This is a genomic window from Chelativorans sp. J32 (assembly GCF_000518985.1).
GTDB lineage: Bacteria > Pseudomonadota > Alphaproteobacteria > Rhizobiales > Rhizobiaceae > Chelativorans.
Window position 1 is genome coordinate 247,183 of record NZ_JAEQ01000004.1, and the last position, 16,245, is coordinate 263,427.

Annotated in this window: 13 protein-coding genes; 9 read left to right on the plus strand and 4 right to left on the minus strand. The window is 60.4% G+C overall.

The genetic code is table 11. The annotated features are described in order from the left end of the window. Nucleotides 1-207: 207 nt before the first annotated feature. Both CHEJ32_RS0108520 and CHEJ32_RS0108530 read right to left on the minus strand, forming a co-directional pair. The gene (locus CHEJ32_RS0108520) at nt 208-1,227 is read right to left on the minus strand and encodes a Tim44 domain-containing protein (protein ID WP_245261027.1); all 1,020 of its coding nucleotides are present in this window, start codon (nt 1,225-1,227) and stop codon (nt 208-210) included. A 629-nt stretch (nt 1,228-1,856) separates the two neighbouring features. Further along, a complete protein-coding gene (locus CHEJ32_RS0108530; RefSeq protein WP_028033494.1) occupies nt 1,857-2,270 on the minus strand; it encodes a helix-turn-helix domain-containing protein in 414 nt (137 codons plus the stop codon). 11 nt (nt 2,271-2,281) lie between these two features. On the opposite strand from CHEJ32_RS0108530, the gene CHEJ32_RS0108535 reads away from it, so the two are divergent. After that, the gene (locus CHEJ32_RS0108535; protein WP_245261039.1) at nt 2,282-3,247 is read left to right on the plus strand and encodes an NmrA/HSCARG family protein; all 966 of its coding nucleotides are present in this window, start codon (nt 2,282-2,284) and stop codon (nt 3,245-3,247) included. Nucleotides 3,248-3,559: 312 nt separating this feature from the next. On the opposite strand, the gene CHEJ32_RS0108540 is transcribed toward CHEJ32_RS0108535, so the two are convergent. Further along, entirely contained in the window at nt 3,560-4,477 is a 918-nt protein-coding gene (locus CHEJ32_RS0108540) for a LysR family transcriptional regulator (protein WP_028033496.1), read from the minus strand. Between the two features lie 167 nt (nt 4,478-4,644). Here CHEJ32_RS0108540 and CHEJ32_RS0108545 point away from each other — a divergent pair, with 167 nt between their 5' ends. Together CHEJ32_RS0108545 and CHEJ32_RS0108550 are read left to right on the plus strand one after the other, a co-directional pair. After that, nucleotides 4,645-5,469, plus strand: coding sequence for an aldo/keto reductase (locus tag CHEJ32_RS0108545; RefSeq protein WP_028033497.1), 825 nt, complete (start codon nt 4,645-4,647; stop codon nt 5,467-5,469). A 12-nt stretch (nt 5,470-5,481) separates the two neighbouring features. After that, entirely contained in the window at nt 5,482-6,681 is a 1,200-nt protein-coding gene (locus CHEJ32_RS0108550) for an MFS transporter (protein WP_028033498.1), read from the plus strand. 1,078 nt (nt 6,682-7,759) lie between these two features. Here CHEJ32_RS0108550 and CHEJ32_RS24240 read toward each other — a convergent pair. After that, nucleotides 7,760-8,815: a glycosyltransferase family 2 protein gene (locus CHEJ32_RS24240; RefSeq protein ID WP_084032729.1), complete on the minus strand. Its 1,056-nt coding sequence runs from the start codon at nt 8,813-8,815 to the stop codon at nt 7,760-7,762. On the opposite strand from CHEJ32_RS24240, the gene CHEJ32_RS28040 reads away from it, so the two are divergent. From CHEJ32_RS28040 to CHEJ32_RS0108585, 6 genes are all read left to right on the plus strand, one after another. Then, nucleotides 8,735-9,100: a GtrA family protein gene (locus CHEJ32_RS28040; protein WP_198023840.1), complete on the plus strand. Its 366-nt coding sequence runs from the start codon at nt 8,735-8,737 to the stop codon at nt 9,098-9,100. The two genes, CHEJ32_RS24240 and CHEJ32_RS28040, sit on opposite strands and share 81 nt — an antisense overlap. Before the next feature lie 510 nt (nt 9,101-9,610). Continuing rightward, nucleotides 9,611-11,461: an iron ABC transporter permease gene (locus CHEJ32_RS0108565; protein WP_028033499.1), complete on the plus strand. Its 1,851-nt coding sequence runs from the start codon at nt 9,611-9,613 to the stop codon at nt 11,459-11,461. A 9-nt stretch (nt 11,462-11,470) separates the two neighbouring features. Beyond that, on the plus strand, nt 11,471-12,640 hold the full coding sequence (locus CHEJ32_RS24245; protein WP_051469552.1) for an ABC transporter ATP-binding protein: 1,170 nt from the start codon (nt 11,471-11,473) through the stop codon (nt 12,638-12,640). A 24-nt stretch (nt 12,641-12,664) separates the two neighbouring features. After that, nucleotides 12,665-13,816: an ABC transporter substrate-binding protein gene (locus tag CHEJ32_RS0108575; RefSeq protein WP_034658090.1), complete on the plus strand. Its 1,152-nt coding sequence runs from the start codon at nt 12,665-12,667 to the stop codon at nt 13,814-13,816. 100 nt (nt 13,817-13,916) lie between these two features. Then, nucleotides 13,917-15,044 carry an ABC transporter substrate-binding protein gene (locus tag CHEJ32_RS0108580; protein WP_028033501.1) on the plus strand — a complete coding sequence of 376 codons (1,128 nt, stop codon included), beginning with the start codon at nt 13,917-13,919 and terminating at the stop codon, nt 15,042-15,044. A gap of 64 nt (nt 15,045-15,108) precedes the next feature. Further along, nucleotides 15,109-16,233, plus strand: coding sequence for an ABC transporter substrate-binding protein (locus CHEJ32_RS0108585; protein ID WP_028033502.1), 1,125 nt, complete (start codon nt 15,109-15,111; stop codon nt 16,231-16,233). Nucleotides 16,234-16,245 lie beyond the last annotated feature (12 nt).

Genomic DNA, 16,245 nt, shown 5'->3' on the forward strand with positions numbered 1-16,245 from the left:
TCGAACAGTTCTGCGTGCGAGATCCGGGGGCACCTCCATGGCTGGCAAAGGCCATGGATTGACAGTCTGCGCCGATCTAAGAATAGGCATCGGCATAGACCGGCCGTTTCGACTAGACGCAAATCAGGAGACAAGGTTCTGACCTGGCGATGGGTCGACCCGTTTACCGAAAAGCTGGTCGCTTAATATTGTGGCAGGACCAGCAGATCAGGCGCCTTGAGCGTCTACATCCTGGATCGCCGACAGCTTCCACTCGCCGCCGTTTTTCCGCACGAAGGTCCAAAGCTCTACCGTCTCGGTCGGCTCCTCAACGCCGCCGGCCAAGGCACCTGTGACGCGGTCGCGCAGGACGTCGATCGCCTCATAGCGGAAGGCGGCGGTAGCGTAATCTTCCTCGCCTTCGTTCCACGCTTCAGCAATATCCGCCTGCAGCAACCGCACGCCGGATACCTCGTTGCGCACGCCGCGTTTGGCGTTGTCGGCAAGTTCTTCGGAGAAGTAGGAGACCATCTCGGGCGTCGAGAGGCGACGGAGAGCGGCGTGATCCTCATCCGCGAAGGCACGCTGCACCTCTCCCAGCCGGCGCTCGAACACGTCGAGATCGGCGGGGTCGAGGGTGATGTCGGTCATCTGCGGTGTCGCGGCCACCGCGCCGCCGCCTCCGATCCGCGGCAGTGTGAATCCGGCAGACGATCGGGCAGGCGCAGATCGAGGTGCCGCATCGCGCTGGGAGCGCTGCCCGAAATCTGGGCCGCGGGCCGGCTCTGGCGCAGGTGCGCCGCCCGCAACGGCGGGCTGGCTGCGCGAGCGGAAGAAGGCCATCGCCAGCCAGATGAGCGCGCCGATCAGGAGCAACTGGACCAGGAAGCCGAGGACGCCTGCCATGCCGCCGAAGCCGTAGCCGAGCAGCATGCCGAACAGACCGCCGATCAGGATGCCGCGCATCAGTCCGCCACCCAGTCCGTTGAACAGGCCGGGTCGCTGCTGCTGGCCCATGGTCTGCTGCTGACGCGTCGCCGCGTTCGGCGCCGGCGTCATGCTGCGCTCGACGGGACCGGTCTGGTTCGGGGCGGTCCGTGTGGGCGGCACCGTCTGCTGCGTGCGAAGGCCGCGACTGCCGAAGCTGCCGCCGCGACGCGCCTCGGCAAAGTCCACTGAGACTAGTGTCATGGCGACGAAGGCCGCCGAGAGAAGAGCAATAAATCGAAAGCGTCCGAAGCGCATCATCGCACCGTTCCTCCAGTTGCCCGCTTACGACCGTCGCAAAGCGGGCGCATATCCAAACGGTCCGACATCGCGACGCTTCAAGAAGTTCGCCAGGGGCCCGGTCCGCTGCGCTGGATATGGCAATATCCCGCTCCCGTTGCAAGGATGCGGGATGTTCGATGCGGCAGCAAAGTTGCCAAGCACGGCGTCGGTTCGTTCGGCAACTGCCGGCGGCGCATGCCAGCGTTGTGGAGTATCCTATCACGTCGAGCGCAAGTCCGATTCGGCGGCGTAAGGCCGACAGGCAAACTGTGCCTGAAAAAGGGCCCAGAGCGGACTGTCCGGTCCGGGGACAATCAATGAGCTGCCGTTGAGCATCTCGGTGATGCCGGCGTCCGCTTGCGCCCCCATCTCGGCCATTCAAAGACCTGTGGCGGTCTCCCGAAAGCTGCCGCTCGATCAGTTAGCGAGAGTGACAGGATGGGGCCGATTCCGAACCGTCCGGTTCGGGCTGAGAAACTGGGAAAGCTGCCATTCAGCAGCCGACCCCAAGTCGGCCGTCCAGGGCAACGATCGACGATGCTGAAAGCGGGCGTAGCCGAGCGTTGCCAACCTGGGCCGACATCTGAGCCAATTTCGGGGATTTGGATTTATAACTCCGCCTGGTCGTAAGCGCGCCGGCGCGCCTTGATGGAGTCCAGATTGTCGTGGACCCAGAAATTAAATCCCTCAAGGGCGCGCAAAGCACCTTGGCCGATCTCCGTCAGCTCGTACTCGACACGCGGCGGCACTTCGGGGAAATAGTGACGTACGACAAATCCTTCGCGCTCGAGATTGCGCAGCGTGAGCGTCAGCATCCGGTGGGTGATTTCGCCGGCCTCTTTTCTCAAAGCTGAAAATCGGAGCCGATGATCCTTCGCGAGCGAAAGACGCCAAAGAACCGGCAGAGTCCATTTGTCACTCAGCAGGCTGCAGACCCCGTTTGACGGGATGGGTCTGAAGTGTCTGTCGTTCTCTGATCCGCGCAATGTGCCGGCATCGATCTCTTTGTCCAAGAGTATCATCCTTGTGCCTGATGCTGAAAAATGTGCCGTCTTCCGACCGAACATTTTTCGTATATATGGATGGCCCTTGTTTAACGCGAGGGTTTCAAGTGACCAATAGCAAACACCCCATTCTGGTTTTCGGCGCTACCGGAAGGCAGGGAGGATCAGTCGCCAAAGCCTTGTTGAAGGCGGGATGGCCTGTTCGCGCACTCGTTCTGGATTCCACCAAAGCTGCGTCGCTGCAATTGCGGAATGCAGGCGTCGAGCTTGTGCAGGGTTCATTTGAAGAGGCCGATGTTATCCGCTCAGCGATGAAAGACGCTTACGGTGTCTTTAGCGTACTGCCAGCCAACCTGGCCGCCGAGGACGAAGTCCGTCATGGCATTTCGATTGCGGATATCGCTGCTGAAACCGGCATCAACCATTTTGTCTACTCGTCGGGCGCCAGCGTGGGGAATGAACTGACAGGTGTTCCGCGTTTCGACGCCAAGCCTCGTATCGAAGCACATGTTCGGGAACTGGCCATGACTACGACCATCATCCGGCCGACGATTTTCATGGAAATGCTGGTGCGACCCGGCTTCGGTCTGGATGAGGGCCGGCTGGTGTCCCTGATCCGACCGGAGCATTCCATTCAGCTTACCGCAGTGGAAGACATCGGCAGGTTTGTTGCTGCAGTGTTCGCCGACAGGCCCCGTTTCGGCGGCAGGACGCTTAAGATCGCGAGCGACCGCCTGACCGGGCGCGAGCTTGAGGCAGCCTTCAGCGAAGCAGCCGGTTGCCCGATAACCTATGAACGTTTTCCCGACGACGTTCTCGCTGCAAACGCTGATCTCGCGCATATGGCAAAGAGCCTGGAAGACGGGCCGCTTGCCGAGCAGGTCGATCTGAAATTCATGCGCGAAATCAATCCCGACCTGCTGACTTTCGCGTCCTGGCTTGCTGGCAATGGGCGCAGGTCGCTTGATGAAGCCTTGCGAGCATCATCCTCCTGACCCGCCTTCGTCCTCGTTAGAGTAATGGCGTTTCATAGCGGACTGGCAGGAAACCACCCCAAATCGGTAAAAACCTTAGGCCTGATGTCGGTCTTGGATAAAAGCGTGAGATGTCGGAATGTCCGGTATGGGGACGCATTCACGTCATTGCGCTGCGGAAACGACGACTTTGAATGGAGGCGCGTCTCGTCGGACCATTTCTGCTGCCGATCCTCAAATGAACGGAAGCATCTATCTAAGGCGCTCATGCGCTCGAGTGGGGCGCCACCCGGGCTTTGTCCTTAGCAAGGCCGGTGATGAATTAACGGGGCCTCATCGGCCTTCTTCGCCGTCGCCGAGGAACTGCTGCAGTCGCGGCACGACGAAATCGAGAAAGGCGCGCACGCGCTGCGGCATTCTGGGCCCTCCAAGAAAGACGGCGTGAATCTCTTCTTCGTCGGGTTCGATCACATCGGCGAGCACTTCCACCAGACGGCCAGCGGCAATGTCGGCCCGCACATGATAGTCGCCCATGCGGGCAAGCCCCACGCCGGCGAGTGCCATGCGCCGCACCGTCTCGCCATTGTTGGCGAGCAGCGATCCATTCACCACGCGATCGACCGTTCGCCCGCTTTGCCTGAGCGGCCAGACAGGTGCAGCGCGCCGGAAGTTGAAGCCCAGGCAATTGTGCCGGGAGAGGTCTTCGACCTTGCGCGGCGTCCCGCAGCGGCCGAGATAGGAGGGCGCCGCCACAATCTTCCGGCGGGCGACCCCGATCCGGCGCGCCATCATACCGGAATCGGGGAGGGGTCCCACCCGGAAAGCGATGTCGGTACGATCGAGATAGAGATCGACGATCTCGTCAGACAGCGATAGATCGACGACGATATTGGGATAAGTGCGCCAGAACTCGGGCAAGAGCGGCTCCAGGCCCAGCACCCCCAATGCGACCGAGGCGTTGACGCGGACCGTACCGCCGGTCGCCGTGGCCCCATATGAAAGTTCCCGCTCGATCAGGTCGAGATCCTGGAGGAGTGCCTGACTGCGCTCATAATAGAGTTGCCCCTCCATCGTCAGAGACAAACGCCGGGTGGAGCGCTCGACAAGACGCACCCCGAGCCGCGTTTCCACGCGCGAGATCAGCTTGCTGACCGTAGAGGGCGTCATGCGCAAATGCCGCGCGGCTTCCGAGAAACTGCCCGTCTCCACCACGCGCAGGAAAACCTGCATCTCGCCGATCCGGTTGTCCATGCATGCCTCAGCTATGATTTCGTTTCACAGATGATGTGGAAACAGAAGTGATTATCAAGTCGGAACAGGCACTTTATCTGAGGTGGTATGCAATCGCTCCCACCCTCGAACTCCTTCGCGTCGCCTGATTAACGCTGCCGCCCAACCAATCCAAAAGGAATTCTGCAATGCAAACCGTCACCGCTCATGGCGCGGCCATCCCCGCTCTTGGCTTCGGCGTCTTCCGTATGTCCGAGGCTGAGGTAGAGCGCATCATCCCCACGGCGATCGAGGCGGGCTTGCGCCATTTCGATACCGCGCAAATCTACCAGAATGAAGCCGCGCTTGGCCGCGCGCTGCGGCGCGCCGGGGTCCGTCGTGAGGATTTGTTCCTGACCACCAAGGTTTGGGTCGACAACTACAGCGCCGGCAGGTTCGCCGCTTCGGTTGACGAAAGCCTCGACAAGCTGAAGGTCGAGCAGGTTGACCTCCTTCTTCTGCATTGGCCGGCCGACAAGGTTCCGGTCGCGGCACAGATCGAGATGCTCAATGCCGTCAAGGCCGCCGGCAAAACCCGGTTCATTGGTGTCTCCAACCAGAACATCGCGCAGATGCGGGAATCCGTCGAACGTTCCGGGGCGCCGATCGTCACGAACCAGATCGAGTTGCATCCCTATCTGCCGCAGCGCGCGCTTGTCGCGGCCGCACAGGGCAGCGGTGTCGCCGTCACGGCCTATTACGGCATGGCCGACGGCGCAGTGCCGAAGGACCCGGTGCTGCAGCGGATCGGCGCCAAATATGGCAAGAGCGCCGCACAAATTGGGTTGCGCTGGCTGGTCCAGCAGGGCCATATCGCCCTTTCCAAGACGGCCAACCCAGCACGCGTCGCCGAAAACATCGAGATTTTCGACTTCGCCCTTGACGAAACCGACATGGCCGCCATCGCCGGGCTTGCCCGCTCCGACGGACGGCTCGTCAGCCCGCCCGGCCTTGCTCCCGCTTGGGACGCTTAAGGAGCATCGATCATGAACACCCATGTCTCGACGGCCGAAGAAACCTTGTCCGCCCGTCTGGCGCTTCTCGCTCTTGCGATCGGCGCCTTCGGCATCGGCACGACCGAGTTCTCGCCGATGGGGCTTCTGCCCGTCATTGCGCAGGGAGTCGATGTCTCGATCCCAACGGCGGGGCTCCTCATCAGCGCCTATGCGATCGGCGTGATGGTCGGCGCGCCAATCATGACGCTGGCCTTCAGCCGTTTCGGCAGGCGGACGGCGCTGATCCTTTTGATGGCCATCTTCACCATCGGCAATCTGATGTCGGCGATGGCGCCGGGCTACTTCACGCTGCTCGCTGCGCGTCTCGTGACGAGCCTCAATCACGGCGCCTTCTTCGGCTTGGGGGCGGTTGTGGCGGCAAGCGTCGTGCCAAAAGAAAAGCAGGCAAGCGCCGTGGCCACCATGTTCATGGGGCTGACGATCGCCAATATAGGCGGTGTGCCGGCAGCCACCTGGATCGGCCAGCAAATCGGCTGGCGCATGGCCTTCGCCGGAACGGCACTGATTGGCATCGCAGCCATCGCGGCGCTTTGGGTCGCTCTTCCGAAGGGCCGGCGCGGTGCGATGCCGGACGTGAAGCACGAACTCCGCGTGCTCACCCGGCCTTCGGTGCTGCTTGCCATGGCGACCACCGTCATGGGCGCCGGCGCGATGTTCACGCTCTACACCTATGTCGCGCCCACCCTTGAGACGCTCACGGGCGCGTCAGGCCGCTTCGTCACTTTCGGGCTGGCGTTGATCGGCATCGGCTTCACCATCGGCAATTGGCTGGGCGGGCGGCTCGCAGACTGGTCGCTCGACGGCGCGACCAAGATGTTCCTCGGTGCGCTTGCCCTAATCATGTTGGTCCTTCCGCTGGCCTTCGGCAGTCATGTGGGGGCGGCAGTCGGTCTCCTCTTCTGGGGCGCGGCGGCATTTGCGATTGTTCCGCCGGTGCAGATGCGGGTGATGCAGGCTGCGGCGGAAGCGCCGGGCCTTGCCTCCTCGATCAATGTCGGAGCCTTCAATCTTGGCAACGCGCTCGGGGCCGCGATGGGGGCAGGAGTCATCAGCCTTGGCCTGGGCTATGCCTCAGTCTCGATCGCCGGCGGCGTTCTCGCCGCTGCCGGCTTGGCGCTGGTCTGGCTAGGGAGCCGGAAGAGCAGCATTCTGCAGCCCTGCGAAGCATGACGCGTGAAAAGACCCAGAATGTCGACACGACATTCTCCTCCAGGGTGGGCAGCTTTTCGAGGTCGTCAATGGCGTGGTCTGGTTGCGGAGAACGCCTGCGCTGAATCCGGCTGTTGGCACTATTTTACGGCCGCCAGAGGAAGTATTGCTGCTACCATCGTCTCTGCTGGGTCGTGCGCGATCTAAGAGGCGGTAGCAACAAGCTATTGCAAACAACGTGTAAGTCGGCCCACCGTTGTAACGCCCAAACATTCTAAACACGCCCTGAAGAGCTTCAGGGGTTGGGATAGATCGAACAAGGGCGCCGCGAACCAGAAGGATTGGCGGCGGCTCTCTTCTGGACCTTCCGTGATGGCTATGGGCATTGCCGCTATCGCGGATCAACTCGATGAAGCGGCCTGCCGGGACAACTGTAGCATTCACTGACGCAATTCCGCTCTTTGCTGTTATCGTAAAGCCGAGTGAGGGCAGCTGGGTCCACTGATGCTTGCAGTTGGTCTCAACGTGCAAATGCCTGTCCTCGTCTACAGGATCGGGCACCTAACTTTGGCGCAATTCCTGATAGTGATCGCAATTGGATTGTACCTGCGAGAGAGGAGGAGGGGGACGGCTAACGTTGTCAGATGGTCTATTCTTATTCTAACCGCTTTATAATTACCGAGATGGTTGTCGCCTTGTTGCTCGCTGGCGCAATCGACTTTGACCTGAGTGGAAGAACTGCGGTTTTGTGGCGCTACTTGCTCACGCCTATACCGTTCTTGTGAGCTTCCCAATAATGTTTGATAGGGGGTTGGGGGACTTCGCTTCACGAAGGCGGATACGTTTTTTTCTATGAACCTGTTCGCGCCGCGTCGGCGGAAGTCTAGTCCAGTTTCCAACATTTAGCCTAGGAACAATTGGCCAGAATGCTATCTCGCGAGATATATGCCTGACTGTAATTGCGACGATAATCAATTGGCCACCGCGAATAGTGGTCGTTCAGTTTTCGTCTACGCCACTATCCAATTTCAACTTGGAGCAGGCGAGGAAGTATGCTCCAGCCGAGTGTTATGCCAGCCACAGAACCAATGGATTGTCGCTAACTCCGATCTCTAATGATGTATCTCGGGCGATGTTTTGATGCATCGTAGATACGGGCGATGTATTCCCCCACAATCCCAATCGACAGGAGTTGAACGCCTCCAAAGAAGAGGATGAGGGCGACAATCGTAGCATAACCGGGAACGTCGCGCCCTCTCATAAGGGTCTCGGCCAAGACTACGACAAGGTAAAGGAACGCCAAAAGAGCCACTGATGCCCCGACCAATGACCATACGCGCAATGGCCATGAACTGAAAGAAAGGAAGGCGCCGAAGGCAAGCGTGAACTTTTTCCTAGTGATGGATTTGGGTTCTCCACCTCTGCGCGGGCGAATGATGATAGGTACGAGCTTTCTTCTGAACCCGATCCATCCAACCAAGCCCTTTATGAAGGGATATTCTTCAGGGATTTGGCGGAGCGCGTGCACGACCTTCGGACGTAAAACGTTGAAGTCCCCAGCGCCTTCATCAATTGGGCGTCCGCTTAGGTGATGAAAAAGTCTGTAGAAGCCCTTTGTCATCCAGCGTTCGAACCTTGTCTGGTAGCTGCGATCAGTTCTTACGCCACACACCATATCGATCGAGGGGTCTTCCGCTTCCTTAATGAGGCGCACGAGATCCCATGCGGAATGCTGCCCGTCGCTGTCCATATAAGCAAGAACATCGAAATCTTCCCCGGCTTCTGAAAGGCCGGCCATAATGGCGGCTTCTTTGCCAAAATTTCTGGAGAAAGAAATGTAGGAGAATTCTGGATGACTTTCGCACAGAGACTCAACTACGTCCTTTGACGAGTCGGTACTGCCGTCGTCTACCAGCAGGATCGAGGGCTTATATCCGGCCTCCTTGAGGGCTGACATAGCTTCGACGGCGACGGCCTTGATGTTCGTTTCCTCATTGTGCAGAGGGAGAATAAGCTTTACCTTTTCGATGGCAGCATGATTACGAACATTGCTGGACTGCTTAAAAGACCGGTCATGGCGCAACTCCTGCGCTACGGAATCGTCGGCGGGGCGTCGGTCTTCGTCTATATCGGTCTTCTCGCGACCCTCGTGCATCTAATCCCCCAACATTCCGTGCTGGCCAACGCAGCAGCCTACACGATCGCAACAGCCGTCAATTATCTGCTCAACTACTACTGGTCCTTCACCGCGAAAAGGCCCCATGCGCAGACCTCGTGGCGTTTTTTATCAATCGTTGTGGCAGGCGTCATTCTTAATTCATTCTATGTAGCGGCGATGAGCAGGTGGACCGAACTTCCTCTCGAATTGATAGGGCTCTCATTCGCTTTGGCTTGGCCGATTATTTCATTTGCCTGCCTGAGATTTTGGGTTTTCCGCTAGGCCGCTCTGCTAGAGGCGCGAGTCCGCGCTCGAATTGCTAGGCGCGTAATCGCGTTCTGAAGGACGTCGGCCCAGTTGGCTAGGCATCTTCGCCGGTCGGAGCGACGCCAAGCTTAAAGTCATCGCGCAGACAAGTGAGACATTCGAAAACTTCCTTCGGTCTCAGATCCGCTCGATTTGCATGCGGCTGTTGATTTTAAAGTTTGCGGTGCACTCCTGTGCAAGAAAGGAACGAGCCTCCTCTCCGTTCGGCCCACGGTAGATTAACATGGACGAACAAGACGGCGAAAATTCTCTAGCGCATGCTGTGCACAGCTGTGCAAAAATCGCTTGACAGTCGATATCCGCCGGACAATCCTGTCACCAGGATGCTCGCGGCCGGTGGAGGAGGGGCGCGGGAGAGTGCTTCCGGGAGCCGAGCGTCCGTGCGTTGGGAGGAAAAATGCCAAAGGTTTTTGCGCCGGGAGACGCATCAGAGGCCTTTCGCGCACATCCTATGTGGTGTGGGCGATGAGTTTCGACGGAAGGAGAGCGCTTCCGGCCGGGGGACCGGTGGAGTTCTCGCGGCCGACGCGCGGCAGACAGCTTCGCTACAAGGCCCGGATCGCCCTGCGGGAGCCAACCACGCTCATCGGCGTGCTCATGGCGCTACTCTTCACCTATCTGATCGTCGTCCCGATTCTTTCGCTTCTGATGGACGCGGGTCGCGTGCAGTTCGGCGACGAGAGGCGGATCGGCGCCGCTATCGGCGAGTGGACGCTCTACTATGTAAACCGCACGATGTTCTCGCCGGTGGCGCAGGATCTTTTCTGGCTTCCGCTCTACCACACGCTTTCGGTCGCCTTCGGCGCAATCGGTGTGTCCGTGCTGATCGGCTGCATCCTGGCCTGGCTCCTGAGCCGCACCGATATGTTCGCGCGGCGCTGGTTCGCCACTGCGCTCATCGTCCCCTACATGCTGCCTGCGTGGACTTTCGCGCTTGCCTGGACCACCCTTTTCAAGAACCGTTCGGTTGGCGGACAGCTCGGTTGGTTCGAGACCCTCGGCTTCTCGCCACCCGATTGGCTGGCCTACGGACAGGTGCCGATCACCATCATCCTGGCACTGCACTACACGCCCTTCGTCATCCTTCTTTTCGGCAATGCCTTGCGTCGGTTCGATTCGCAACTCGAGGATTCGGCTCGCGTCCTCGGCGCGCGACCCTACACGGTGGCCTGGAAGATCATGCTGCCGCTGATGCTGCCCTCCGTGATGAGCGCGGTGGTGTTGATTTTCGCCAAATGTCTCGGGGAGTTCGGTGTTCCCTATGTGCTGGGCTTGCCCGTCAAATACGACGTGCTCGCCACATCGCTTTACCGCAGCATCTCGTCCCGGCAGACCGGCGTGGCGGCGGTGCTTGCAGGAGCGATCATGCTTATCGGCATCATCACGCTTCTCGTGGATGCGCGGCTTGTCCGCGAAGCGCGGAAATTCGTTACGGTCGGCGGCAAGGGCGCGATGGCCCGCCGCACTGCGCTCGGCATATTCCGGCTGCCTGCCACTGTCTTTGCGGCCCTCATATTCGTGCTGTCCGTCGGCCTGCCGATCCTGACACTTTTCCTCTCCACGGTGATGAAGCTTCCGGCGGATTTCTCATGGTCCAACTTCACCCTCGACTATTGGATCGGCCGCAATCTCGATACGGTGGCGCTGCGTGAGGGCGTGCTCCTGACGCCCGATCTCTGGCAGGCGGCCTGGAATACGTTGAGGATCGTGGGCACCGCTTCAGTGTGCTCCGGACTGCTGGGGCTTCTCGTTGGCTACGTGGTGGTTCGCACGCCGGTACGGCCGCTTTCGGGCTTCCTGCGGCAAGTGACGTTCCTGCCGTATCTCGTTCCTGGCATCGCCTTTGCCGCGGCTTACCTCTCGCTCTTTGCGGTCCAGCGCGGCCCCATTCCCGCGCTTTACGGCACCGCGGCGATCCTGATGCTGGCCTTGGTCGCCGACCAGATGCCATACGCCTCGCGTGCCGGAATTTCCGCCATGATGCAGCTCGGCAAGGACCCCGAGGAGGCGGCACAGATCGCAGGCGCGGGGTGGCTGCGGCGCATGATCGCCATTATCGTGCCGATCCAGAAGGGCGCGCTGGTCACGGGCGTCCTGCTGCCGTTCATTTCCGGCATCAAGGGGCTGAGCCTCTTCGTCATATTGGCGGTACCGGCAACGGACGTGCTCACCACCTATTCGCTCCGTCTGGTCGATTACAATTACACGCAGGCCGCCAATGCCGTGGTCCTGATCATCGCCGGCATCGCGTATTTCGGGACCGTTCTCGCCCAGAAACTCACAAGAACCAATCTGGCCGACGGACTAGGGAGCTGAGGGAGGATCATGCCTACCATTGCTTTGCAGAACGCAGACAAGAGCTATGGCGCAAACGCTGCCAACGCCGTGTCCAACCTCAACCTGGAGATCGGCGACGGCGAGTTCATGTGCCTGCTGGGTCCCTCCGGCTGCGGCAAGACCACCACGCTCAGGATGATTGCTGGCCTTGAGCACCTTTCGGCGGGCCGGATCGCCATCGGCGACCGGGTGGTTGATTGCGTCGCCTCCGGCACCTTCGTGCCGCCGGAGCGGCGGGAGATGGGGCTGGTGTTCCAAAGCTACGCGCTCTGGCCGCACCTGACGATCGAGCGCAATATCGATTTCGGCCTGCGTCTGCGCCGTGTCTCCAAAGCTGAGCGGGAGGCCTGCGTGGACCGCGTGATGCGCACGCTGGGCATCGAGCAGTATCGCAAACGCTACCCGTCGCAGCTCTCAGGCGGCCAGCAGCAGCGCGTGGCATTGGCGCGCATGCTGGCAGTAAACCCGGATGTTCTGCTCCTGGACGAACCGCTCTCCAATCTCGACGCGCGGCTGCGCCTCGAAATGCGCGCCGAGCTCAAGCGGCTGCACGAGGAATTCAAGACAACCATCGTTTTCGTCACCCATGACCAGTGGGAGGCGATGACGCTTGCCACCTTGATCGCCGTCATGAGCGAGGGCGAGCTGCAGCAAGTGGGCACGCCGAACGATATCTACGACCGGCCGGCCAACCGGTTCGTCGCGGAATTCGTCGGCAGCCCGCCGATCAACATCATCGAGATGGACACGGGGCCGGCAACCGGTCTCACAGCGCTCGCGCAGGACTATCTCACCAGTCACTACCCGCAGCTTACGGAGATCGGCTCGGTCGGACTGCGGCCGGAAGCGATCGCAGCCGTCTCCAGCAGGGCCGAATTGCCCGCAGGTCACCTTTCCGGGGAGATGAGGATTTCGGGAATTCTGCCGACAGGGGGAAGCTGGATATTGGAGCTCGAGGCTGCTGACGCAAAGCTGTTCCTGACAATCCACCAGCCCCCCCGATTCAGGGTGGGCGATACAGGCTTTTTCCACGTCGCGCCTCAAGCACTTCATGTGTTCGATCGACAGGGCAGGCGATCGGCAATGGCCGATGAGCAACTGCGTCCAAGCGAGTTGGGTACGGTCCGGAAGATGGCCGGCTGCAGGGAAGTCGCCTGACGAGGCGGCAGAAGGAGGAGGAGAATGAAGGTAAATACACGAAGATGGGCCGGCTTTGCCGCTGGGCTGGGAGCGGCGGCATTGCTTTCAGGAACGAGCGCGTCGCCGGCCCGGGCGGAGGAGGCCTGGGCGCCGGAGAATTTCAGCCTCGATGCGCTCGTAGAGGCCGCACGCGCCGAGCCGCCGATCACCGTCTATGACAGCACAGGCAAGATCGTCGAGATCGCTGACGCCTTCACGGAGAAATACGGCGTCAAGGCAACTGGCTCGAAGGTTTCGAGCGGTGCGCAGATCGAGCTGCTCGTCCGCGAGGGGCAGGCCGGCAATATCGTTGGCGACGTGTCCGTTGTACAGGACGTCCCGCCCGCAATGGCACAGCTCTTTCCTCAAGGACTTGTCGAGAGCTGGTTGCCGCCGGACCTCGCCAAGTCAATCCCAGAGGCCTTGCAGGACCCGCTGGTCGTCGTGTCCTCGCCGAATATATGGGCCTACAACACCGAGGTTTACGACAAATGCCCGGTGGACAATATCTGGGCGCTTACCGACAAGGCGTGGACGCGCAAGATCGCCTTTCAGGATCCGCTCGGCAAGCCTTCCTACACCGACTGGTTCAACCAGATGGAGATGCACCACGACGCTGCGGTTGCTGCAGCCTACGAAGCTTACTATGGAAAACCGCTGGAGACCGACGAGGCGAGCGCCACCCGTGCCTGGGTGAAAGCGATCGCGCAGAACGCGCCGCTGCTCACGGATTCCGACTCTGCGGCAGGCGAGGCGGTCGGTGCCAAGGGGCAAGCCGAGCCCTTCCTCGGTCTGGTCTCGACAGCAAAGTTCCGCGACAACGCGCCGGACGGCCTTCAGCTCGGCATCTGCACGGGCGTGAAGCCGTTCTCCGGCTGGATGTATCCCGGCATCGGGGTCGTTTCGACGAAGACAGACAGCCCGAATGCAGCACGCCTCTTCCTTCATTATCTGATGACGGAGGAGGGGATTTCTCCGCAGACGGTCGATGGCAAGATCTCGTCCAACACCGAAGTGCCCATGCATCCGGATGAGCCCTCGGGTGTGGGTGAGATTCTCGACCAGCTAATGCCCTACGCCTTATCCACGGCGCTGCAGGATTTCGACCTGCGGCAGGATTGGCAGGATTTCTGGCGCGTGAACTATACGCGCTGACCGACGTGTCCTGGCGGTGAGCCGCCGGGCGCCAGCAGAAGAAGACAATACAGGGAGGATGCGGGGAGTTGCACGCGCAATCCCCGTACAAGGAGATGCTATGACCCGCTTAAATGCAGGATGCGTGCAGAGCCTCATCATAGCGGCTGGACTTCTCTCCGGCACGAGCGCTGCGGTGCTGGCCGAGGAAAACTTCAGCCTCGATGCGCTGATCGAAGCGGCGCGCAAGGAGCCGCCGATCACGGTCTATGACAGCACCGGCAAGATCGTCGATATGGCGGAGGCTTTCAGCAAGAAATACGGAGTGCAGGCGACCGGTATAAAAGTCTCGGCCGCCGCGCAGTTCGAACAGATCATACGTGAGGCGCAGGCCGGCAACGTACAAGGCGACGTGGCGATGCTGACCGACACGCCGGCCACCGTCGCGCAATTGTTGCCGCAGGGCTTCCTCGAAAGCTGGTTACCGCCGGACATGGCAGGCAAGATTCCGGCCGAATTCCAGAAGCCGCTCGCGGTGACCACGAATGCCAATGTCTTCGCTTACAATACCGAAGCTCACGACAGCTGCCCTGTCACCAATATCTGGCAGCTCACGGATCCGAAATGGGAGGGCCGCTTCGCCATGGTCGACCCTCTCACCAAGCCGAACTACGCGGATTGGTTCAATCAGATGGAGACCTATGGCGACGAGGCGCTGAAGAAAGCGTATGAGGATTATTACGGCGAGCCTCTGAAAACGGAAGAGGCGAGTGCAACGGCTGCCTTTGTGAAGGCGCTTGCCGAGAGCGGGCCGTTGCTGACCGACGGCGATGACGCCGTTTCGGAGGCTGTGGGCGCATCCGGGCAGGAGGATCCATTCTTCGGATTGTTGAGTTCGGCGAAGTTCCGCGACAATGCCGATTCCGGCTATGTGCTTGGCCTTTGCAAGGAAATGATGCCGTGGGTGGGGTGGAGCTATACGAAGCTCGCTCTCATTGCGGCCGGTACGGACAGTCCCAATGCGGCTCGGCTCTTCGTTCACTATGTGCTGACACGCGAGGGGATCGAGCCGCAGATGGTGGATGGAAAGATCCCTACCAATACTGAAGTCAAGATGCCGGATGACGAGCCGTCCGGGCTGATGTCCGTTGTCGACAAGGTCTTCGGCTACAACGCTGCCAGCGCACTCGATGACTGGGACTCGCGCCAGGATTGGCAGGATTTCTGGCGTGTCCATTACAAGCGCTGATGCCGAAGCGCGCGCCATGACGGCCCATCCCTCAGGAACAGCGACGAGCGGGAGGAGAACCGAAGTGAAAAGGATCTTACACTGCACCACCGGCCTTGCAGGCTTGGCGCTGCTGCTGGCCGTGGTCGCTCCCTCTATGAGCCAGCCGGCAACGGCATTCGATCTGGAAGCTCTCGTCGAAAAGGCTCGGAGCGAACCGCCCATCACCGTCTACGCCGTCACAGGCAAGATCGTCGAGACCGCAGAGGCCTTCAGCAAGAAATACGGTGTGACGGCGACAGGCCGTAAAGTGAACGAGGCCGAACAGATCGAACTGCTCATCCGTGAGGGCAGGGCGGGCAACGTAGTGGGGGACGTCTCGGTGGCTGCGGATGTGGCGGCTATCGCCGGCCAGCTGATCCCATCCGGCTTGGTACAGAGCTGGGTGCCTCAGGATCTGGCCGGCGACATTTCGCCCGCTGCCCACGATCCGCTGGTTATCGTCACCGATCCGCACGTGTGGACCTACAACACCGAGGTTTTCGATGCCTGTCCTGTCAGCAATATCTGGCAGCTCACCGAACCCGCTCATGCGCGCAAGGTGACAATGCTCGATCCACTGGTGAAACCGAATTACGCCGATTGGTTCAACCAGATGGAGATGCATCACGACGCTGAAATGGCGCAGGCATACGAGGACTATTTCGGCAAACCCCTTGAGACGGAGGAACGCAGCGCCACCGCAGCCTGGGTGAAGGCCTTCGCGCAGAACCAGCCACTCCTTGCCGATTCATCCGCCGTCGCCGAGGCGATCGGCGCGCCAGGCCAGAGCGAACCCTTCTTCGGGATCGTCTCCACGGCCAAATATCGCGACAACGAGGCTCACGGATACAAGCTCGGCATCTGCGCCGATATGCAGCCTTTCGCAGGCTGGCTCTATCCCGGCCTTGGCATGATTGCCTCTGGTACCGACAGTCCGAACGCCGCCCGCCTCTTCATCCGTTATCTCCTGACGGAAGAAGGGATCGCGCCGCAGACGATCGACGGCAAAATATCGGCGAATGGCTCCGTGCCCATCCACGCGGAGGAGGCATCCGGGATCGGCAAACACCTAGACCGGCTGATGGCGTTCGAGATGAAAACGGCAATCGACGATTTCGACAACCGGCAGGATTGGCAGGATCTCTGGCGCTCCAATTATTCCCGCTAGCCCTCGGAACCG